Origin of the sequence: Bacillus sp. 17RED48 (genome assembly GCF_019837545.1) — a bacterium.
Lineage (GTDB): Bacteria > Bacillota > Bacilli > Bacillales > Bacillaceae_G > Bacillus_A > Bacillus_A wiedmannii.
Genome location: NZ_JADAXG010000001.1, coordinates 286079 through 307845, shown reverse-complemented (window position 1 = coordinate 307845; position 21767 = coordinate 286079). Strand labels below are relative to the sequence as shown.

At 36.1% G+C, this 21767-nt stretch carries 24 protein-coding genes and 3 other annotated features; of the genes, 6 read left to right on the top strand and 18 right to left on the bottom strand.

The window, feature by feature from the left end; all coding sequences use genetic code 11:
- Positions 1-38: 38 nt before the first annotated feature.
- Positions 39-267 (bottom strand) — a binding site (T-box leader).
- A gap of 48 nt (positions 268-315) precedes the next feature.
- The gene (locus ILT06_RS01705) at positions 316-1113 is read right to left on the bottom strand and encodes a TrmH family RNA methyltransferase (protein ID WP_002096285.1); all 798 of its coding nucleotides are present in this window, start codon (positions 1111-1113) and stop codon (positions 316-318) included.
- Between the two features lie 82 nt (positions 1114-1195).
- Between ILT06_RS01705 and sspI the strand changes: the two genes are divergently transcribed.
- From sspI to ILT06_RS01680, 5 genes are all read left to right on the top strand, one after another.
- Positions 1196-1405: a small acid-soluble spore protein SspI gene (gene sspI / locus ILT06_RS01700; RefSeq protein WP_000009511.1), complete on the top strand. Its 210-nt coding sequence runs from the start codon at positions 1196-1198 to the stop codon at positions 1403-1405.
- 178 nt (positions 1406-1583) lie between these two features.
- Positions 1584-2141 carry an HD domain-containing protein gene (locus tag ILT06_RS01695; protein WP_098251610.1) on the top strand — a complete coding sequence of 186 codons (558 nt, stop codon included), beginning with the start codon at positions 1584-1586 and terminating at the stop codon, positions 2139-2141.
- A 139-nt stretch (positions 2142-2280) separates the two neighbouring features.
- On the top strand, positions 2281-2994 hold the full coding sequence (locus ILT06_RS01690; protein ID WP_001182116.1) for a CPBP family intramembrane glutamic endopeptidase: 714 nt from the start codon (positions 2281-2283) through the stop codon (positions 2992-2994).
- A gap of 141 nt (positions 2995-3135) precedes the next feature.
- Positions 3136-3507 (top strand): DNA-binding protein, encoded by a 372-nt coding sequence (locus ILT06_RS01685; RefSeq protein WP_222654775.1) that lies wholly within the window; start codon positions 3136-3138, stop codon positions 3505-3507.
- Positions 3508-3545: 38 nt separating this feature from the next.
- Complete coding sequence (locus ILT06_RS01680; RefSeq protein WP_000467049.1) at positions 3546-3902, top strand: hypothetical protein; 357 nt, start codon at positions 3546-3548, stop codon at positions 3900-3902.
- A gap of 21 nt (positions 3903-3923) precedes the next feature.
- Here the strand turns inward: ILT06_RS01680 and ILT06_RS01675 are convergent, their stop codons facing one another.
- Together ILT06_RS01675 and ILT06_RS01670 are read right to left on the bottom strand one after the other, a co-directional pair.
- On the bottom strand, positions 3924-5723 hold the full coding sequence (locus tag ILT06_RS01675; protein ID WP_000094766.1) for a DHA2 family efflux MFS transporter permease subunit: 1800 nt from the start codon (positions 5721-5723) through the stop codon (positions 3924-3926).
- Positions 5724-5735: 12 nt separating this feature from the next.
- Positions 5736-6389: an HlyD family secretion protein gene (locus tag ILT06_RS01670; RefSeq protein ID WP_001071413.1), complete on the bottom strand. Its 654-nt coding sequence runs from the start codon at positions 6387-6389 to the stop codon at positions 5736-5738.
- 297 nt (positions 6390-6686) lie between these two features.
- Here ILT06_RS01670 and ILT06_RS01665 point away from each other — a divergent pair, with 297 nt between their 5' ends.
- Positions 6687-7304 carry a TetR/AcrR family transcriptional regulator gene (locus tag ILT06_RS01665; protein WP_000023655.1) on the top strand — a complete coding sequence of 206 codons (618 nt, stop codon included), beginning with the start codon at positions 6687-6689 and terminating at the stop codon, positions 7302-7304.
- Between the two features lie 40 nt (positions 7305-7344).
- Here ILT06_RS01665 and ILT06_RS01660 read toward each other — a convergent pair whose 3' ends face one another.
- The 15 genes from ILT06_RS01660 to mutM form a co-directional block, all read right to left on the bottom strand.
- The gene (locus ILT06_RS01660; RefSeq protein ID WP_000163550.1) at positions 7345-8430 is read right to left on the bottom strand and encodes a M42 family metallopeptidase; all 1086 of its coding nucleotides are present in this window, start codon (positions 8428-8430) and stop codon (positions 7345-7347) included.
- A 69-nt stretch (positions 8431-8499) separates the two neighbouring features.
- Complete coding sequence (locus tag ILT06_RS01655) at positions 8500-8991, bottom strand: dUTP diphosphatase (protein ID WP_000365057.1); 492 nt, start codon at positions 8989-8991, stop codon at positions 8500-8502.
- Between the two features lie 470 nt (positions 8992-9461).
- Positions 9462-9818, bottom strand: coding sequence for a 50S ribosomal protein L20 (gene rplT, locus ILT06_RS01650; protein ID WP_001138364.1), 357 nt, complete (start codon positions 9816-9818; stop codon positions 9462-9464).
- A gap of 37 nt (positions 9819-9855) precedes the next feature.
- Positions 9856-10056 carry a 50S ribosomal protein L35 gene (rpmI, locus tag ILT06_RS01645; RefSeq protein WP_001125946.1) on the bottom strand — a complete coding sequence of 67 codons (201 nt, stop codon included), beginning with the start codon at positions 10054-10056 and terminating at the stop codon, positions 9856-9858.
- A gap of 21 nt (positions 10057-10077) precedes the next feature.
- Positions 10078-10581 carry a translation initiation factor IF-3 gene (gene infC / locus ILT06_RS01640; RefSeq protein WP_000973214.1) on the bottom strand — a complete coding sequence of 168 codons (504 nt, stop codon included), beginning with the start codon at positions 10579-10581 and terminating at the stop codon, positions 10078-10080.
- A gap of 62 nt (positions 10582-10643) precedes the next feature.
- Positions 10644-10764 (bottom strand) — a sequence feature (ribosomal protein L20 leader region).
- 210 nt (positions 10765-10974) lie between these two features.
- Complete coding sequence (gene thrS / locus ILT06_RS01635) at positions 10975-12912, bottom strand: threonine--tRNA ligase (protein ID WP_000786074.1); 1938 nt, start codon at positions 12910-12912, stop codon at positions 10975-10977.
- A gap of 47 nt (positions 12913-12959) precedes the next feature.
- Positions 12960-13189 (bottom strand) — a binding site (T-box leader).
- 31 nt (positions 13190-13220) lie between these two features.
- Positions 13221-14102 carry a putative sporulation protein YtxC gene (gene ytxC, locus ILT06_RS01630; protein ID WP_000569607.1) on the bottom strand — a complete coding sequence of 294 codons (882 nt, stop codon included), beginning with the start codon at positions 14100-14102 and terminating at the stop codon, positions 13221-13223.
- Positions 14103-14379: 277 nt separating this feature from the next.
- Positions 14380-15318 (bottom strand): primosomal protein DnaI, encoded by a 939-nt coding sequence (gene dnaI, locus ILT06_RS01625; protein ID WP_000400116.1) that lies wholly within the window; start codon positions 15316-15318, stop codon positions 14380-14382.
- 33 nt (positions 15319-15351) lie between these two features.
- Complete coding sequence (locus ILT06_RS01620) at positions 15352-16758, bottom strand: replication initiation and membrane attachment family protein (protein WP_000415023.1); 1407 nt, start codon at positions 16756-16758, stop codon at positions 15352-15354.
- Positions 16759-16910: 152 nt separating this feature from the next.
- The gene (nrdR, locus tag ILT06_RS01615; RefSeq protein ID WP_001203687.1) at positions 16911-17372 is read right to left on the bottom strand and encodes a transcriptional regulator NrdR; all 462 of its coding nucleotides are present in this window, start codon (positions 17370-17372) and stop codon (positions 16911-16913) included.
- Between the two features lie 285 nt (positions 17373-17657).
- On the bottom strand, positions 17658-18041 hold the full coding sequence (speD, locus tag ILT06_RS01610) for an adenosylmethionine decarboxylase (protein WP_002003660.1): 384 nt from the start codon (positions 18039-18041) through the stop codon (positions 17658-17660).
- 388 nt (positions 18042-18429) lie between these two features.
- The gene (locus ILT06_RS01605) at positions 18430-19458 is read right to left on the bottom strand and encodes a glyceraldehyde-3-phosphate dehydrogenase (protein WP_000198978.1); all 1029 of its coding nucleotides are present in this window, start codon (positions 19456-19458) and stop codon (positions 18430-18432) included.
- 109 nt (positions 19459-19567) lie between these two features.
- On the bottom strand, positions 19568-20170 hold the full coding sequence (gene coaE / locus ILT06_RS01600; protein ID WP_000219319.1) for a dephospho-CoA kinase: 603 nt from the start codon (positions 20168-20170) through the stop codon (positions 19568-19570).
- 53 nt (positions 20171-20223) lie between these two features.
- Positions 20224-20856, bottom strand: a complete 633-nt coding sequence (gene ytaF, locus ILT06_RS01595) for a sporulation membrane protein YtaF (RefSeq protein WP_000281748.1) — start codon at positions 20854-20856, stop codon at positions 20224-20226.
- A 72-nt stretch (positions 20857-20928) separates the two neighbouring features.
- On the bottom strand, positions 20929-21759 hold the full coding sequence (gene mutM, locus ILT06_RS01590; protein WP_001114486.1) for a DNA-formamidopyrimidine glycosylase: 831 nt from the start codon (positions 21757-21759) through the stop codon (positions 20929-20931).
- Positions 21760-21767 lie beyond the last annotated feature (8 nt).

Sequence of the window (21767 nt, the reverse complement as noted above, 5' to 3'; positions counted from 1 at the left end):
ACCCTCCTAATTTTAAAAATAAAAAAACCTCGCTCCCAAAAAGGGACGAGGTAAATTCGCGGTACCACCCTAAATTGACAGACCAGGTCTGCCCACTCATTAGTTATAACGATCAATTCTGACCGGAACGCCTTTACATATATATGGTCCTGGCGTCAACTCCAGAGGTGAATTCACTTCCGTCTACCATAAGAATACTTTCAGTCTAAGGCATTCTCTCCCTTTATGGCGATTTTGTAAGTTACTCTTCTCTATCAACGTTTTTCGTTATTTAACTTTTAATATAATATACTTCAACTTATTATAAGAAGTTTTTTATTTGTTCGCAACTGGGCTTTGCAAATAATACGTTAAAATCCCTGCTGCAACCGCAACATTTAATGATTCTGCCCCGCCGTAAATCGGAATATACAAGTTTTGATCACTTTTTGCAAGAATTTCTTCGCTTACGCCACTTCCTTCATTTCCTACAATTAATGCAAAACTACCAGCTGGTGTTACTTCACCATATGGAACTCCATTTTCAAGAGCGGTTCCATATACAGGAACGTTATTTTCTTTTAACTTGTCTACCCACTCTTCTAAGTTCCCTTTTACAACTGGTAAATGGAAAATAGAACCTTGTGTAGAACGAAGCACTTTACTATTATATGCATCAACGCATCCTTCTCCAAGCACAACAGCATGAATACCAGCTGCATCAGCTGTACGAATAATTGTCCCTAAGTTGCCCGGGTCTTGAAGACCATCTAATAAAAGAAACTTTCCATCTGCAAGAGCTACTTCACTCTCGTGTTTCTCACAAACAGCAAATACCCCTTGCGTCGTTTCTGTTTCACGGAGTACTTTTACGATTGCTTCAGGTACGATATACATTTCCACATCATTAACTGTCCAATCTTTCGGAAGATCTGTCTGATCAGAAACGATAAGTTCTGTTACAACTCCTGCTTTTAAAGCTTCCTCCACTAAGTGGAATCCTTCTACAAAAAATAAACCTTTTTTATCGCGCTCTTTTTTCGTCTGCAGCTTTTTCCACTGCTTCACACGCGGATTTTGCACTGAATCAATGTTTTTCATAATATGTATTTCCCTCTCTTCTTGTCTTATCATTATAGCCTATTTTTCATACATATTTACATAAAAAAGAACAAAAACTAACGTCAGTTTCAATTCTGAAGAAGAGGTGAAGATAATGAGTTTTAATTTACGCGGTGCTGTATTAGCGAATGTATCTGGAAATTCACAAGATCAATTACAAGAAACGATTGTCGATGCAATTCAAAGCGGTGAAGAAAAAATGCTTCCAGGTCTTGGCGTTTTATTCGAAGTCATTTGGAAAAATGCTGATGAAAATGAAAAACACGAAATGTTAGGAACACTGGAGCAAGGATTAAAAAAATAAACAATAAAAGGTCACCTTAGAAAAAAAACTAAGGTGACCTTTTATGTCTATAAAATTTTTCTTCTCCTAAACATTTCTACTTTACTAACGCTATCCCGATGGAGTACAATGTTCAAAATACATTTAAACCGATCGATTTTCTTATAGACACCATTAGATAAAAAGGAGTGAATGTTTTATGCAACGTATTACGCTTGAACAAGTTTTTAAACATCACATTACACAAAAATATGTAAACCGTTCTGGAATGGTCCACGCGATTGCTGTCGCTTACCATGCGTTTCACTTAGCGAAAAAGCATCATGCCTCAGTCGATGCTGCAACAAAAGCTGGTTTCCTTCATGATATCGGACATCACACATGGTACAGCGAGGGAGAATGGGACTATGACTTGTATAAAAAGAATGATATACATGCAATTAAAGGAGCAGAAAGAGCTCATAAATTGCTTATTAGATTAGGAGAACATCCGAAACTAGCAAAAGAAATTTCTATCGCGATTCTTCTTCATACAGATTCTTTCTTAGTACAGCAAGAAATTGAAAGGACATCTCTTCAAAACATTATTAAATGGGCAGACGAAGCAGATGAAGAACCAGGCGGAGCACACCATTATAGAACGATTTCTTATGAAAAAGCACTTAAAGCTATTCAGCAGTTAGACCGATTGGTAGAACGTGAATTACAAATAGAGCAATCAAAATCGAATAACAAGATAGAACATAGTTATCAATGAGAAAGAGGCATCACTATAGGGTGATACCTCTTTTATTATTTTATGGAAAATACACTTTTATATGTAATATTTAAATATTACATATAAAAACAAAATACTTTATAATTAAATATACAAATATAAAGAGGTGATTTTATAAATGCAACCCGCTACACAACTTTCTAATGAACAGAAATACTCTATGTCATGGGGACAATTTATTAGCTCAGTTTTATTCGCTTTTTTCGGAACCGGACTTATTACTGTGTTCCTCGCAATGCCCTTAACAATTTATACAGCCGGTCTTACAGATAAAAAACAAATTGCCCTGTATGAATCTATCGTAAATACTGCAAGTATCGTATTACAACTAGCCGTGTTGTTATTCTTCATTTTTAAATTCGAACCCGCAAAAAAATTACTACTAAAATCTTTTAACTTTAAAGCACTTAAAGAATGGCGTACATACGTATACTTACTTCTTTTCTTCACTATAAACATTATACTCAATTACATCTTGTTAAATTATATGTTCCAAGACGCAACAAAGCAGCAATCTTCCGCACTTAACTTAGACGTTTTTAAGCAGTATCAAATATTATTACTTCTCGGCTTCGCAATACTCACACCAATTTTTGAAGAACTTATTTTCCGTGGCTTTATACTTGGCTTCTTCTCAGAGCGATTTCCATTTTGGATTGCAGCCATCATAACAAGTTTCTTCTTCGGTATCGCTCATACATACTCACTTGGAGTCATGGTAATTACTTTCTTCATGGGATTATTAATGGCTATTTTATGTAAAAAAACAAAATCCATTATTCCAGCTATGTTATTTCATATTATGAATAATATGTTGGCATTCTTGAGTTAAAAAGAGGTATCATCGCGATACCTCTTTTATTAATTCGTATTGTTACTTCTCATTTCTATCAATTTATACATATTTATTAATAATATCCAAAATAAACCTCATGTAGTAAAATATAACTGATTACATAGAAGGAGACTATATATGTTGAGCTTACTTTGGGTTGTTTATATGCCACTTCTTGTTTTATGCGGATTTTTCGGTGGTATCTTTTTAATTGTTATTAGCATGAAACATCGTAAATTATTTGTTGGTTTAATGGGGCTACTTAGCTTCTCCTTTGTCACACTACCTTTTGTTTTTTGGGGCATGGGAGTGGATAGCAATACAATCCTCCCTATTTCAACAACTTTATATTGTATACTGTTTTCTTTAACTGGATTATTAGCAGGGGTAAGTGGAGTCCAAGCCAAAATTAAAAGTATACGTAATATGGGATTCATTATTTTTATCGCTGGTATATTAGGGGTTATCTTCTGGTTACTCATGACTGTAGGTGATTCATACTATATATAATATTTTTTAGAAACGCATAAATCGGAGGTAATACAAAAGTGTTCGGAATATTAACTTGGTTGGTTGTGGCTCTTACTTTGATGTTATGCCAATTCATCGTTGGCATTTTTTTAATTATTGCTGGTATTAAATGTCGTAAATCACTTACTATTATGGCTGGTTTCATTAGCATATCGCTTATTGTTGTTCCTATCCTTTGTATAGGTTCTGGAATAGATTTAGAGGGGATGGTTCCAATTTCGGGAACTTTATATTGGTGTTTCTTCTCTTTGGCTGGACTATTAGCTATTATAAGTGGCAGACAAATATCAAGTATTCGTGCTTTGGGAATGGTTTTGTTTATAACAGGATTGTGCTCCGTAACTGGTTATCATTTTTTATATTTAACTCTTTAAAAAGACAAAAAAGCAGGGAAATTAATTCCCTGCTTTTCTATTTGGTTTATTGCCTGACGGTAAGAAGAACGATAACACCCAAGCAATACCAGCTAATATTGTCGCAATTAAGAAGGCATCGTTAATACCGTTAATTGCAGATAGTTTTGAAATTTGTCCAAATAATAGTTGCGTGCTCATCGCATCTCCTGCTTGAGCTGATCCAGCAATCGCTGCTAAACTTTGCCCCATGCCGTGTACTTTATCAACTAAAATTGGGTTTGATATTGTTAACATATTTCCATAATCTGCTACGTGAGCAGTCGTTTGCTGCGTCATAAGTGTGATTAAAATCGCTGTTCCAATTGAACCAGCTACTTGTCTTGATGTATTTTGCGTTGCTGTACCGTGAGAAATTAATTTCATCGGCAGTGCGTTCATACCAGCTGTCATAATTGGCATCATAATGAATGACATACCAATCGAACGTATAATATAATCCGTCATAATAACGCTATATGGTGTATCCATCGATAACGTTGTGAATTCATATGTCGCAAACGTTGTAATGGCTAAACCGACAATTGCTAACGGACGAATACCATACTTATCAAATAGTTTACCTGCAATAGGTCCCATGATCCCCATAATTAATGATCCTGGAAGTAATAATAAACCTGATTCTATCGGCGTGAAACCGCGAATGTTTTGCAAGTATACTGGAAGCAATAACATACCTCCGAATAATGCCATCGTAACGATTGCATTAATTACTAAAGTGAAAGTAAATACTGGGTATTTAAACACTTGTAAATCAAGCATTTTATTGTCCGTTGTTAGCTCTCTCCAAATAAATACCGCAATACCTACTACACCAATGATAAGTGAAATAACAACCTCTGCACTAGTCCAACTATTATTTCCTGCTTCACTAAATCCGTACAATAAGCTACCTAGTCCAATACTTGAACTAACAACACCGAATACATCTAACTTCGTTTTAGATACCGGCTGAGCTAGTGTAAAGAATTTTAAAGATAGGAATGTAATAATTAAACCGATAATAAACATCGCATAGAACATTAAGTTCCAGCTATAGTTTTCAATCACCCAGCCCGTTACAGTCGGTCCGATAGCTGGTGCTAAAATCATCGCTACACCTAGTAATCCCATCGCTGCTCCGCGCTTATGAGGCGGGAATAATGTCATGAAAATATTCATACCAACCGGCATTAAAATACCTGCACCAACAGCTTGAATAACGCGGCCCGTCATCATCATTGTAAAGTTTCCTGAAATAGCACAAATGATAGATCCTACCGTGAAGAATAACATTGCCGCTACGAATAATTTACGATACGTAAATCGTGAAACTAAAAAGGCACTAATTGGTACTAAAATACCATTTACAAGCATGAAACCTGTAATTAACCATTGTGCTGTTGAAGTTGATACGTTAAATTCATTCATTAACGGAGGCAATGCAACGTTAATGATTGTTTGGTTTAAAATAGAAACGAACATACCGAGAATTAATACGGCTACAACTGCTTTTACGTTCACATTCTCTGCAGGCGTAAACATTTGTTTTTTCGGCACTTCTTTTTCTTGTTTTACTTCTTCTTGCTTTCCTGTTTCTAACTCAACTACATTAGAAATTTCTGCTTCTTGCTTTCGTTCAATTTCTTTCTCTTCTGTTTCTACCTTACTTACTTCTATTTTATTTACGGCTGGGACTTGTTCTTCTCCCACGTTCGTTTTTTTCTTTCGTAAAAGACGATTTACAAGGAAGAAGACGATTATACAAAATAGTGCATATCCTGCAATTGCAATTGAGGACATCTCATCTCCCCCTTACTTATGAATACGAACTGACACATTCATTCCAGGAACAATATTTACTGATTTACTATGATCTAAAGAAATTTTAACTGGTACTACTTGTGTTACTTTCGTATAGTTCGCTGTTGCGTTGCTTGATGGTAACATAGAGAATGTATTCGCTGTTGTTAATCCAACTTGCTCTACTTTTCCTGATAACGTTGTATCTGGGTATGCATCTACATACACATCTACATCTTGACCTTTTTGTACATCGTCAACATCTGTTTCTTCAATGTTTGCTGTTACCCATAAATTGTTCATATCAAATGCATAAGCAATTGGGCTACCCGCTCCAACGAAAGCATTTGTTGTTGCATTTGATTGTACAACTGTTGCATTTTGTGGAATTGTTACATCTACTGTTTGTTCTCCATTTGCTGCCGCTACAGTAACAGCACCTAATTTATCATTTTCATTGTAATTCTTTCCTACTTCAGCTTTCCAGTCAGTTAATTTACCTGCTACTGGTGATGCAATCGGAATTACCTTTCCATCAATTTTTGCATTTTCTGTTTTCAAATAATTTTCCGCTTGATTGTAATAGTAATAACCGCCAATACCGCCGCCAACTAGTACAATTAATGTGATAATGTTGATAATCACCATTCTTCGAAACTGATTCATTGCATTCCTCTCCTTATATCGCATATAATTTTTTTCTAAACTATTTACGTCCTTATTGTTTAGATTGTTTAATTGTTAATTATATTAACTTTTAAACAAAAAAATCACACCATCTGCGGTGTAAATCGAAATTTATCTACCTGCGAGCGGTGCTGATTTCTGAAGGACTATCGTTTATAATTATAAATAATTATTTTGAATCTACAACCGACAATTTACGTATGAAATGTCGCTTAAACAACAATATAATACCTATATGTTGTTTAAGTATAAAAAATTAAACGAGGGGAAGTAAAAATGTCTATTAAAAATACAAATGATCCACGTGTAAAGCGGACGAGACAACTCATACAGGATGCTTTTGTCGCTTTAGTAGGCGAAAAAGGATTTGATGATGTAACTGTTCAACATATTGCAGAACGTGCTCCCGTAAATCGTGCTACGTTTTATAGCCATTACCATGATAAATATGACCTATTAGACAAAAGCATCGAAGAAATGTTAGAGAAATTAACAGAAGTTATTAAGCCGAAAAATAGAAATAAAGAAGAGTTTCAACTTACATTTGATTCACCACATCCGACATTTTTGGCTTTGTTCGAACATATCGCAGAAAATGTGAACTTCTATAACGTTATGCTTGGTGATAAAGCCGCTGGAAACTACTCTTATAAAATGATGAAAACAATACAAACACATTTAACATTAAGCTTGTCTATTTCACAGCCAGATGATAAAGATCTTATGGTTCCTCGTGATATTTTAATTAGTTATGTGACAGGAGCTCATATCGGGATGATTATGTCATGGTTAAAAAGAGGGATGATTTATACCCCGCATTTTATGGCCATGCAATTAACTCGTTTAATTATTTTAGGAGCTCATACTGCTGCAGGATTAGAACGACCTTTTTAAAACATAAAAAAGCGAAGGAGAACCTCCTTCGCTTTTTCTATTAATTAAATGTAATGTTATGTACAGCCTCTTTATCAAGACGTTTAATAACTTCTACAATTAACTTCACTGCATTTTCATAGTCATCACGGTGTAACATTGCCGCATGAGAATGAATGTAGCGCGTTGCAATCGTAATTGCCATAGACGGAATACCATTTACAGCAATATGAATGGCACCTGCATCCGTTCCTCCGCCCGCTACTGAATCATATTGATACGGAATTTCTAATTCGTCAGCAACATCAACTACAAAGTCACGTAAACCAGTATGACCAATAACAGACGCATCATATAAAATAATCTGTGGTCCATCGCCCATTTTACTTTGCGCTTCTTTTGCCGTTACACCTGGCGTATCTCCAGCAATGCCAACATCTACTGCGAACGCGATATCTGGTTTAATATAATTCGCAGATGTTTTCGCGCCACGAAGGCCAACTTCTTCTTGTACAGTCCCTACGCCGTATACAACGTTTGGATGCTTTTCATCTTTTAACTGTTTTAATACGTCAATTGCAATTGCACAACCAATTCGGTTATCCCATGCTTTTGCAAGTAACATTTTTTCATTTTTCATCACTTGGAATTCAAAGTAAGGTACAACTTGATCTCCTGGTCGTACGCCCCACTCCATTGCCTCTTCTTGGCTAGAAGCACCAATATCGATGAACATGTCTTTAATTTCAACTGGCTTTTTACGCGCTTCTGGAGGTAAGATGTGCGGTGGTTTTGAACCAATTACACCTGTTACATCTCCTTTACGCGTTACAATTGTCACGCGCTGCGCAAGCATAACTTGTGACCACCAGCCACCAACCGTTTGGAAACGAAGGAAACCTTTGTCATCAATTTGCGTGATCATAAAGCCGACTTCATCTAAATGACCTGCAACCATAATTTTCGGGCCGTTTTCTTCCCCTACTTTTTTCGCAACTAAGCTTCCTAAATTATCAGTAGAAAGTTCGTCCGCAAACGGCTCAATATATTTCTTCATTACTTCGCGTGGTTCACGCTCGTTACCCGCAATACCACGTGCATCTGTTAATTCTTTTAGCATTGTCAATGTCGCGTCTAATTTTGTCATTGCCAACACCCTCCTTTTTCTTCAGTCACTTCATTATACAAAAGGAAATTGAAATATTCAAAAATTAAATCAGTATCCTTGTGTTTGACGCTGATGATTTACTTCATTTTTATCTAAATATGCCTTTTCAATCTCTTCTTGCTCAAACTCTAGCGCTTGTCCAAGTCGAAGATAGCTTGTAAATAATTCAATATAGTTCGTAATAGATGGTTGATCTGTAAAACGAATTACTTTCGCATATGTGTCTAAGAAAATTTCTACTTGTGTTTTATTCGTTTGTGCACATTTATAGAATAGGAAGTTTTTATCAATACCTAAATCAATTCCGATTGATAAGATAAAATGCAAGCCATCTACGTATTCTTCTAATATTACTTCACGTTCTGATGCTGGTTTGTTGCTCCAATATTTAAAACAACGTGTTTCATTTGCAAGTTCTCCAATTTCTACAAGAAGAGCTAACATTTTTTCTTTTAACAACTTTTTCGGTTGTAAATCATGCTCTTTCACAATACGGTCATCTAATTCTTTTTGTAATTTAAATAGTTGTAGTAAGTCCATTCTATTGTCCTCCTCCAACATCGCATTTTACGCAACAATGTTGTTTCATCTCAAAGTTCATTATTATTTTTCGTTTCTTATTAATAAGTCAGCCATTTATCTCTTTACAAAATAGCTTGTCCTTAATTTACAAATACGTTTCAATCATCACTATTAGATTGTTCACTCCGATTGGTGATAGTTAATCATTATCCGGGGATTGTCCACTGATAAAAAATTTATTTTATCTGATGAAAGTTCCATATCATCTTTCCATTATAGCAGTGTCGTTTCAGGTAGGAAAGATACTCTTCTTTCCAAAGGGGGATAATTGAAAAAAGCCAGGAGAATTCTCCTGGCTTCATATATATATTCTTCTATATCGCTATAGCTTTTATATTGATTTTGTCATATCGATAACGACATACTTCTCTTTGAATACAAATAAAAAAACCTTAGAAGAAAAATCTTCTAAGGTTTCAACTAATTAATTAGTTAATGTTGTTTTTTGCAACTGTTGCTAATTCAGCGAAAGCTTTTTCGTCATGAACAGCTAAGTCAGCAAGCATCTTGCGGTTAACTTCGATGCCAGCATTTTTAAGACCGTGCATTAAGCGGCTGTAAGAAAGACCATTCATACGAGCTGCTGCGTTGATACGTGTAATCCATAATTTACGGAAGTCACGTTTCTTTTGACGACGGTCACGGAATGCATACATTAGAGATTTCATAACCTGTTGGTTAGCAACCTTGAATAATGTACTCTTAGAACCGTAGTAACCTTTTGCTAATTTTATAACTTTTTTACGACGTTGACGAGTAACTGTACCACCTTTTACTCTTGGCATAATATTACCTCCTAATTGTTCTATATATCAGCCGAACTTATTTTAAGTTGTCAAGCATTTGACGAATGCGTTTGAAGTCACCAGCGCTTACTACACCAGCTTTACGTAGTTTACGTTTAGCTTTTGTAGATTTGTTAGCGAATAAATGGCTTGTGTAAGCGTGAGAACGTTTCAGTTTACCTGATCCAGTCTTTTTGAAACGCTTTGCAGAGCCGCGATGAGTTTTTTGTTTAGGCATAGGTATTTCCTCCTCTATCTATTACTTATCGTTTTTCGGTGCTAAAACTAAGAACATACTACGTCCTTCCATTTTAGGCTTAGATTCAATTGTACTAACTTCAGCACAAGCTTCTGAGAAGCGATCTAAAACACGTTGACCGATTTCTTTATGAGTAATGGCACGTCCTTTAAAGCGAATTGACGCTTTAACCTTGTCGCCTTTCTCTAAAAACTTGATAGCATTACGAAGTTTTGTGTTAAAGTCGTGTTCATCAATTGTTGGACTTAAACGAACTTCTTTCATGCTAATTACTTTTTGATTTTTGCGCTGTTCTTTTTCTTTCTTCTGTTGCTCAAAGCGGAATTTACCGTAGTCCATAATGCGGCATACTGGCGGTTTCGCATTTGGAGCAACTAATACTAAATCAAGATTAAGATTTGCAGCTAAGTCTAAAGCGTCATTACGAGACTTGATTCCAAGTTGATCGCCATTTGCACCAACTAAACGTACTTCACGTGCACGAATTTGCTCGTTAATCATCATATCCTTGCTAATAGTAAGCCACCTCCAAGGTTTTTTCAGAACATCTTTTGTAGTCATAGAACCCGACAAAAAAAGTGCGGGCATACGACACCCACACTTGTAAATTCTTAAGTAAGAAATACATTTACCTGTAAACTGCGAATGCGTCCATCAGGTGAGAAGCGGGTGCTTCTACTTTTTCCACAAAACAATATTCTATTATCCTTGATGAGTTTATCATAGGACATGACGTCTGTCAAGAAGACGCGATGTGTTTTACTAACAACAAGAAATATTGTAACAAACAACTAACATACTTGCAATACTTTTTTATGATAAGTATTGTTTGGTTATTTTTTCTAGTTTTTCTTTTTTATAATACATACGAAAGCCGCGGTATACCGCGGCTCTGTCTTATCGTTTTCCTTCTACTTTAATCATATCAACAAAAGCATCTAATGCAATTGTTTCTGATTTTTGTTCACCATATTTACGTACGTTTACGCCGTTTTCAGTTACTTCATTGTCACCTACTACAAGCATGTACGGAATTTTTTGCATTTGTGCTTCACGGATTTTGTAACCAATTTTCTCTTCGCGAGTATCTAATTCAACACGGATACCAGCACGTCGTAATTCATCTTGTACTTTCTTCGCATAGTCTAAATGTACTTGCGGAGAAACTGGAATTACTTGCGCTTGAACTGGAGCTAACCAAGTTGGGAATGCACCTTTGTATTCTTCAATTAAGAAGGCTACGAAACGTTCCATAGTTGATACAACACCACGGTGAATTACAACTGGACGATGTTGTTTACCGTCTTCACCAACGTAAGATAATTCAAAGCGTTCTGGAAGTAAGAAGTCTAATTGTACAGTTGAAAGTGTTTCGTCTTTTCCAAGAGCAGTACGAACTTGAACGTCAAGTTTTGGACCGTAGAATGCCGCTTCACCTTCAGCTTCATAGTAATCAAGACCCATTTCATCCATAGCTTCTTTTAACATACCTTGTGCTTTTTCCCACATTTCATCATCAGCATAGTACTTTTTAGTATCAGCTGGGTCACGATAAGATAGACGGAATGAATAGTTCTCTAAACCGAAATCTTTGTACACTTCTAGAGTTAAGTTTACAACACGTTTTAACTCTTCTTTAATTTGATCTGGGCGAACGAAAATGTGCGCATCGTTTAAAGTCATTCCGCGTACACGTTGTAATCCAGATAATGCTCCAGACATTTCATAGCGGTGCATTGTTCCAAGTTCCGCAATACGGATTGGTAATTCACGGTAGCTGTGAATATCATTTTTATAAACCATCATGTGGTGAGGGCAGTTCATTGGACGAAGAACTAACTCTTCATTATCCATTTCCATTGATGGGAACATACCATCACGGTAGTGATTCCAGTGACCAGAAGTTTCATAAAGCTCTCTGCTTCCTAGTACTGGAGTGTATACGTGATCATAGCCTAAGCTTGCTTCTTTATCAACGATGTAACGCTCGATAATGCGGCGGATAGTTGCACCTTTTGGTAACCAAAGTGGTAAACCTTGTCCTACTTTTTGGCTATTAGTAAATAGTTTTAATTCTTTACCTAATTTACGGTGATCGCGCTCTTTCGCTTCTTCAAGCATACGTAAGTGCTCATCTAATTCTGCTTTCTTAACGAATGCAGTACCGTAAATACGTTGTAGCATTTTATTATTGCTATCGCCGCGCCAGTAAGCACCTGCAACGCTTAATAATTTAAATACTTTAATTTTCCCTGTAGATGGAAGGTGAACACCACGGCAAAGGTCGAAGAATTCGCCTTGCTCATAGATTGAAATAACTGCATCTTCTGGAAGGTCGTTAATTAAATCTAATTTTAACTCATCGCCGATTTCTTCAAAGCGACGAAGTGCTTCTGCACGTGGCACTTCATGACGAACGATTTCTAAGTTCTCGTTCACAATTTTTTGCATTTCTTTTTCGATTTTCTTGAAGTCTTCAACTGTAATTGCTTCTTCCATATCAATATCGTAGTAGAAGCCATTTTCAATTACTGGACCAATGCCAAGCTCAAGCTTAGCATCTTTATATAAACGTTTTAACGCTTGTGCTAATAGGTGGGCTGTTGAATGGCGTAAAATGTATAAGCCATCTTCAGAATCTAATGTAATAATAGAAACTGCACCATCTTCTTCGATTGGTGTAACAAGATCGATCATCTCATCGTTTAATTTTCCAGCCACAGCTTTTTTCTTTAAGCCTGGGCTAATAGAAGCTGCGATTTCTTCAGTTGTTACGCCTTTTGGAAACTCCTTCACAGCTCCATCAGGGAAAGTAATTTTAACTACATCTGCCATCACTGGTCACTCCTCTTTTTTTCAAAATAAAAAACACTCATCCCGTAAAAAGGGACGAGTGTTGAATTCGTGGTTCCACCCTTGTTCCAATTAACATTATTGTTAATTGCTCAAGTTCAACATAACGGTGTTGTCCGTTAGCAATTACTAGGAAAAACCGTTCACTGCTAAAGTTTAGAGGTGGTAAGTAATAATCCCGTACTAGGAAGCTCACACCCTAAGGCTTCCCTCTCTGAAAATCGTAGAAAACTACTCATGTCCTCATCATGACATTTCAATATATTTCATTTATGTAGGTAATTATATGCTCAAAAACTTAGAAAATCAAGGGCGTTACCTTTATTTTTTAAATTTTTCACATTGCGCTCAAACTCATGTAATCCATGTAATTGGACCCGTTCTTGAAATACATTTCGCAAAGTAATAATCATATTATGGTCTTGTTCTTTCGTATATAAATAAATTTTTTTCGGCGAAATAGAAAGAAGTGGTGCAATTACTTTCGTATCAATATATACATCCTTTTGCTTCAATAATTCCTCATCTATATATTGGACCAATTTCTCCTGTTTTAAACGTCTACCTTTATCATCATAGAAAATAAAGCTTTCATCAAAAATAAGATGCACACAGGACAAACGTGATTTTCGGCTACGCACTTGTTGCCTTAGCGTCTCAATAAACATTTGATATTCTTGTTCCAACTTATACTCATCAATCGACACTTCAGCAAGCTTAGCTACCATTTCCCTATATGTACGAAGGCGAAAACGAACATATGATGAAAACGAGAACGAAAGCGGATCACAAAGCCAGTTATTTAAAGAGGATTTAATATATGATTCAAATGTGTGACGTGTTAATTCTCGAGCAATCTCTTTTCTTCTTCCCTTTAAAATCTCTTGTGCCATATGCAATATTTGATGACACTCTTCCTCTTCTTCATAAAAAAACTTCTCTTTTAAGATTGTATAAATCCACTCATTTTGCTTTACATTCACAATGAAATATACCATTACGGGCAATAAAATCTTTTCAATATAATTCGATTCACATACTGGTATATGAATCACCACTTTTTGTTCCTCTAAATACACACTCGTTTCCTTATATAACAGTTCCGCTCTTTTCAATAGTTGTCTATATACATGCATAGCATCATTTTTTTCTTCGAAGCAAATTTCAATCACTTTTGTCCCCCCTTTTATCCCTGCTCTAAAGGATTGTATCTATACGTTACAAATCCTATAAGAGTCCGTCCCGTGGAAGTTCACTCTTAGTAGAATTACATTTCCTATCGTTAGAAAATCCACTCAATATGGCTTGCTAATTTTATATATATTAAGGGAGGGAGAAAAAAATGATACAAGCTACAATGAATTTTCTATAAGAAGTTTTTCGTTTTACAATTCACCTATTCTGAAAAGTGTTCAAAACGAAAAAAGAGCAAGCTTTTCAGCTTACTCTTTACTTATGACGTCGGTTTTTCCCGCCAATCGGAATTGGCTTCGCTAAATATTTAATTCGTTCCATAATACGTGCTGCTTTCATTTGTTCTGCTTCACCACGCTGTGTATACGTTAAATGATGTTCCAATTCCTTGAAATCAAAGTTAGACGTAAAGAACGTCGGTAAGTTTTCTAACATACGGAATTGCAAAATTGCGCCAAGCACATCGTCACGCACAAAGCTTGACATCGCTTCTGCTCCGATATCATCTAGCATTAAAACTTGTACGCGTTTCACCGCATCAATCTTTTCCCCAATCGAATTATCTTGAATCGAACTTTTAATTTCACGTAGAAATTCAGGAAAGTATACGAGCATCGAACTTATTTTCTTTTGAGCAAGCTCATTCGCCATTGCTCCTAACAAATACGTTTTCCCTACACCAAATTTACCGTACAAATATAAACCTTGTACTTTTTTACCAGGTTCATATGTACTTAAAAATTCATTAGCAGCACCAATTGCATCAATACGCGCATCTAAATCTGAAGGATCTAAGTTTTCCATCGTTGCCTGTAAAATGTCAGTTGGCATATATACACTTTGAACGAGTTTTTCATATTTCTTTCTCTCGTCATATGCTACTTTTCTAACGCAACGATCGTATTGAATATCAATCATCTTCCCTTGGATAACGAGCTTTGGCTCATATCCTTGCAGCATGTTTTTACACGAACCTAGATCCGGACAATCTACGCAACCTACACTTTGTCCAATATATTCGTATAACTTCACAAGGCTACGCTCAATCATAGAAGTTGTTACTTCACCTTGATGTTCGTCTATAAATTCTTTCACACGCGGATGTGCCATTACTTCCGCCTTTAATACTTCATATCTATTTTTAAAATTTTTATTTTCCATTAACTTTGCAAATGAATTTTGAATATGCTCCATTTTCTCACCTCAAAGAGCGTTCATTCTCTTCTATTAATCACGCTTATATTTTTTTAACACTTCTTCTAGTCGTTTTCGTTCATCATCTAACGTACTTGCATCTTTTTTCTTACTTACATCTTTCTTCACTGTTTCTTTCTCTTGTTCTTTCGGCTCTTCTTTCAGCCAATCTGGTACCATTTCTTTTCTTATCGTTTTCTTCGACGTACGGCCTTTTTTCTTCGTCTCAGCCCATTCTTGATATTGACGATTTTCTTCTTTCGCTAATGCCATTGCTTCAGCTACTGTACCGACCTTTTTACGTGCCCAATGCCCAGCAATTTTCTCCACATACGTTTTCGCAAGTTTCATATCTGAGCGTAGCATAACGTAATAAATAAGTACATTCACAACACCTGGCGTTAATTTTTGGTTGATCATTACATCTTCAACGATCTGCAAGTCAGCCTTTGTCGCCTCTGCACCACCAGAGATTTCTTTTAATAGTTGTTTTGGTGAGATTTCCTCTAACTGTTTTATTAACATCTCTTCTTGCGTAGAAGGCTCTTTCCCTTCCATCATACGTGCAGCGTGAGGTTGTACTCTTTCACTTAATACAGGTAACGCTTGACCATTTTCGAACTGATACCAATCACGTGCTCCTTTTCTAAGCCTTTCGATATCAATTGTCTGCATCTCTGTCACCGTACCAAGAACGATATTTTGCATCGATAACACATCTACATCGTACACGTAAGCAAGTGTACTGACACATTCTCGCACTTGATCTGTAATCGCCTTTTTAGGGACAAGAGCGGACAAGCCATCTACAAATAAGGAGAAATCAAAGAAATCATTCCAAACTTTTGGAGCGTCTCCCTTCTCGTTACTTGGCATAGCTGTCGTTTTTGGAATACGAAGATCTTCTTGCGCATGCTCAAGCTGTCCTGGATTAAACGAACCAAACACATCATTGAAAGAACGCGTAACATTTTCATAAGAAGCAAAATCAAATTCTTCTTCTAAGAAATATTGCTTTACTTGATTATATTTTGTCCGACTCAATCGATTGTATAAAAAGATGCTTAACACAATATCATCAAAAAACTGCTTCGGAGATAAAGGTGGTTGCAATTCGTATATAAACATTCGAATATCTTTTTCTTTCTTAATATATACTTTCAAAAGCCCAATTGCTTCTAACTTTACTCGTTCCTCATATATTTCGGGAAGCTGCATTTGCATGGTCACCATAAGGGAATGATGTGTATTCTCTTTTCCAAACACACGATCTTGCTCTAACTCTCCCCATAGCGTCATGTACAAGCTAAAAGCTCTACTACCTATTAACGGCTGATACAACATCGTTAACACTTTTCGGTCGTAATTATGCAGTAACCCTTTCGCACTTACTTTATAACGATCAATTGGCAATAGCTCCATCCATGACTGTTTTTCCATTCTTGCTTTTCCTTTCTCTCATCCAATCTATCCTCTACTTCATTCGTTCTATCTTCATTATATAATTGCTTAGCGAAAAAGAGCTATTAGCTTTCGCTTCTAGCTCTCTTATCTCATTACTTACGGTATGTAAAGAGAATAAAATACAACTTCTACTCTCTTTCTTTTTGCAGTATATCTTTTAATTCTTCAATAAATACATTTAAATCTTTAAATTGGCGATATACAGAAGCAAAACGCACGTAAGCAACATCATCAATATCACGCAGTTCTTCCATAACAATTTCACCAATCATATCACTTTTCACTTCTGATATACCTAAATTACGAAGTTCACGTTCCACACTTTGAGTTACTTCTTCTAATTGTCTTAAAGATACTGGCCTTTTTTCGCACGCTTTAATTAAGCCGCGCAAAATCTTTTCTTTATTAAACTCTTCTCGTGTACCTTCTTTTTTTACAACGATAAGAGGTGACTCTTCTACTCTTTCAAATGTCGTAAAGCGACTTAAACAGCTTTCACACTCTCTCCTTCTTCGAATAGAGCGCCCCTCGTCTACCGGACGCGAATCTAACACTCTTGTACCATTATGAGAACAGGATGGACAACGCAATATATTCACTCCTTTACACTATACTCTTTATTTTTTCTCTACTTACTTCATCTGACAATATATATACAATATTATATAACTCATTCTAACTCTCTTACCACTTTAAGTTTAAACACATTATTTTATCATCTCGTTTTCAAAAATAAGATGGTAGATGGAGTGCTAACTTATTCGTAAGAGCTCAATTTATCTCACTAACGAGTACGTTATATTTTTCCTTTTTTATAAACTAAAAAAGAGGTGCATTATACACCTCTTTACATTTTAAATCAATTATGTTCTTTTTTAAAGAGCTTTTGTTTCTCTCTGCTTAATTTCGAAGCTACCAGTGCCTCGAGGAAGCTCGATGCTCTCACGCGTTTTCGCGTTTAAACCTTCTGCAATATATTCTGCAGCAACATTTGGATCAATACGATCCCCACAAGTATAAACATCAATACTTGCGTAACCGTGCTCCGGAAAGCTATGAATTGTTAAATGTGATTCCGAGATAATTACTACTCCACTTACACCTTGTGGTGCAAATTTATGGAAAGCAACCTCACGCACTTCAGCACCAGCTCTCAGTGCTGCATCCACAAATAATTGTTCAATATACGGCATGTCATTAAGCTTGTCGAAATCGCAATCCCAAAGTTCAGCGATTACGTGACGACCCATCGTATCCATAGTATCCATTCTACAGTTCCCCCTTGTAAATTTATTCTAACTGTTCGAATTGAAAACTAATTTGCAATTTGGCTTGCTCCACTACCACGGGGGAAAGTTAGTCCAGAGAGGTCCTAACCCTTTAAGTAGTGACTACGTACCTCAGCTCTTAAGTTTACGAGTGTTAGTATACTTTGTTTATTTTCATTTTGCAACAACAGTTTTTTCGATTTTCTGTCATATTTTCCTCTTTACTTTTCCCTAAAAAAAATAAACGATTCACAAATACAGTAATCACAACGTTTCGTGGTATGTCCACTTTCAAAAATATACTTATATAATTTTTTTCCTTTTCAGAAAAAAATAAAAAAAAGAAGGCAAATATCCACTTGCCCTCTCCCTTATTCACTTAAATATGTTGCACATTTTTTTGTTTCGCTAATTCGTCAACAACTAACGTTACAAGATCTACAACACGACGAGAGTAGCCCCACTCGTTATCATACCAAGCAAGTACTTTCACTTTACGATCACCCATTACCATTGTAGATAAACCATCAATAATAGCTGAGTGTGTATTTGTATTAAAGTCAATAGATACTAAAGGCTCTTCGCTGAATTCTACAATGCCTTTTAACGCACCGTTTGCAACAGTTTTGAATGCTTCATTAATAGCTTCAACTGTCACATCACGCTTTACATCTACTACTAAGTCAACAAGAGACACGTTTGGCGTTGGTACACGAAGTGCCATACCATGAAGTTTTCCGTTTAAGTGCGGAAGAACTTTTGCAAGCGCTTTCGCAGCACCTGTCGTTGTCGGAATGATCGATTGTCCGCAAGCACGTGCTCTTCTTAAATCTTTATGTGGGTTATCAATATTTTTTTGGTCATTTGTATAAGCATGAACAGTTGTCATTAAACCGTTTTCAATTCCAAACTGCTCATCTAACACCTTAACAACAGGCGCTAAACAGTTTGTTGTGCAAGATGCATTTGAAATAACAGTATGTTTTGTAATATCTAATTGGTCTTCGTTCACACCAACTACAATTGTTACATCTTCATTTTTACCAGGCGCTGTTAAAATAACTTTTTTCGCTCCAGCTTCAACATGAAGAATTGCTTTTTCTTTTGAATTAAATTTACCAGTTGCTTCAATTACAACTTCAACACCTAGATCTGTCCAAGGCAATTCCTTTGGATCGCGGTTGTTTAAAAGGCGAATCATTTTCCCATCAACTAACAAGTGATCTTCAAATGCTTCTACTGTTCCGTCAAACTTGCCGTGAACTGTATCATATTTAATTAAATGTGCTAACGTTTCAGATGGATAGCTTGCATTGATTGCTACAATTTCGAATGCGCTTTCTTTTATTGCCTGACGAAATACCATTCTCCCAATACGTCCAAATCCATTAATTGCCACACGAGTCATAATATGTTATCCCCCTTGAATGCGTTATACTATTTATCTCCAATCCCAATAATAGTATAACACAAAAAGGGGATATGTCACTAAGCATTTTCATTAATTTCACAATTTTTTAGTCAATAATGTTCCAATTCTTTAAAATCACCTGTAATTGTGTTTTCGTTCCCATAATTGTGCCATCATTATTTATCACTTCATCTGCATTTTTCACTTTTTCTTCTAACGGCATTTGAGATTGAATACGAACTGTTGCTTCTTCTTCTGAAAAATTATTTCGTTTCATTAAACGTTCTAATTGCGTATGTGGCTTAACCGCTACAACTAAAACGCGGTCAACGAGACTTGTTAATTTGCTTTCAAATAAGAGAGGTATATCTAACACAACCGCTTGCATACCTTCCTTTATGTACTTTTCCTTTTGTGTATTCATTTCCTCACGAACTGCAGGATGAACGATTTTATTTAACTGCAATCGTTTTTCTTCATTATAGAAAACGACACTTCCTAATTTCGGGCGATCCAATTCTCCATCTTCTTGTAATACTTCCGTTCCAAACACTTCTACAATTTTGTTATATGCTGGTTTTCCTCGTTCTACAACTTCTCGCGCAATAATATCTGCATCAATAACTGGTATACTCAGTTCACGAAACATTTGAGACACTGTACTTTTTCCACTTGCAATGCCTCCCGTTAATCCAATTACTACTGTCATCATAATCCTCCTCACAATATAAAAGGCGCGAAACTAATGTTCCACGCCCATACTTACATTTTCCAAATTCCAATAATAATGAGTAATACCCCAGGCAGGAATGTAAATTTTTGTAACCATTTCATATTCGATAAAACCGTTCCAAGTTTCATTCCAATAAATAAAAACAAAGAACTCATAACCGCAACCAATATTGCCATCATAGCGGGCGCATAACCTAATAAAGATGCACCAATTCCAGCACCGAACGAATCTATAGAAAGAGCGATACCAAGAAGTAACGCTTCTCCTGCAGAAATGGTGCCTGATTTATCAAAATCTGCAACAGTCGGTTTCCGTAAAATTTGAATCACTAGCCCGAGCGAAGCAATTTCTAATTTCCAAACCTTCTCCTCTTGCTTTGGTTCTTCTTTTTTCTCACTTCGAAAAAATTGGTATAATACCCAAATTCCTATTCCAATAAGAACAAGCCCACCGATACGCGTTGCGATAACAGGTGAAAATATTTTCGCGATCATATGTCCAACTCCCATTGAAACAAGCATAACAGCCGCTGAACACATTCCGATAATTATAATTGATCTTAGTGGAATTCTTACGCTTCTTAAACCATATGTTAGCCCTACACTACAGCTATCTAAGCTTAATGTAAAAGCTAATAAAATAAGAGATAAATAAAGGTACATCGGTAAGCTCCTCCCTTATACATAGCCCTGCTGTATGTATATGACAAATGCCTATCCGATGTTATCTCTTTTCTATATTCTCGGCTGACAAATCGGGCAGTAATGCGTTCCTCTTCCGCCAACAACTGTTTTTTCTAATATCGTACCGCAAGTCACACATGGTTCTCCTTTTTTTCCGTATACATTTAGAAGTTCTTGGAATGAGCCAATTTGCCCTTGCGAATTCATATACGTTCGAATTGTACTTCCGCCTCGCTTCACTGCTTCACCTAACGTTGTAACAGTCGCCTCGTAAATTCGTTCAATTTCTTCTGCTGTTAAAGACGAAGCTTCTCGTTCCGGATGAATTTGAGAACGGAATAAAACTTCATCTACATATATATTTCCAAGCCCTACTAAAAGACGCTGGTCTAATAATACGACTTTTATTTTACGATTGGTCTTTTGCAATCTTTCTTGTAAATACTGCGGTGTCAATTCAGCATCAAACGGCTCCGGACCTAAGTCAGCAAGAGGCATTTGATTCAATTCTTCACCTTTCTTAAAGAGATGCATCGTACCAAACTTTCTCACATCTTTATAATGTAGTTCAGTTCCATCTGTAAATAAGAAACGGACGTGTGTATGCTTATCAATTGGCTCGTCCTCTTGATGCAGTAAAAACTTACCTTCCATACGCAAATGTGAAACAATAACATAATTCGTTACATATAAAAGCAAAAACTTTCCTCTTCGCTTTATATTTTCAATCTTTTCGCCTCTTAGCATTTCTTTAAAGATTTCTGCATCATCCGGACGTTTTACTATTTTTGGATAGGTAACAATAACATCTTCAATTGTTTTTCCTGTCACAAGATTTTCAAGTGTCCGTCTGACGTTTTCAACCTCTGGTAATTCAGGCATTTCATCAC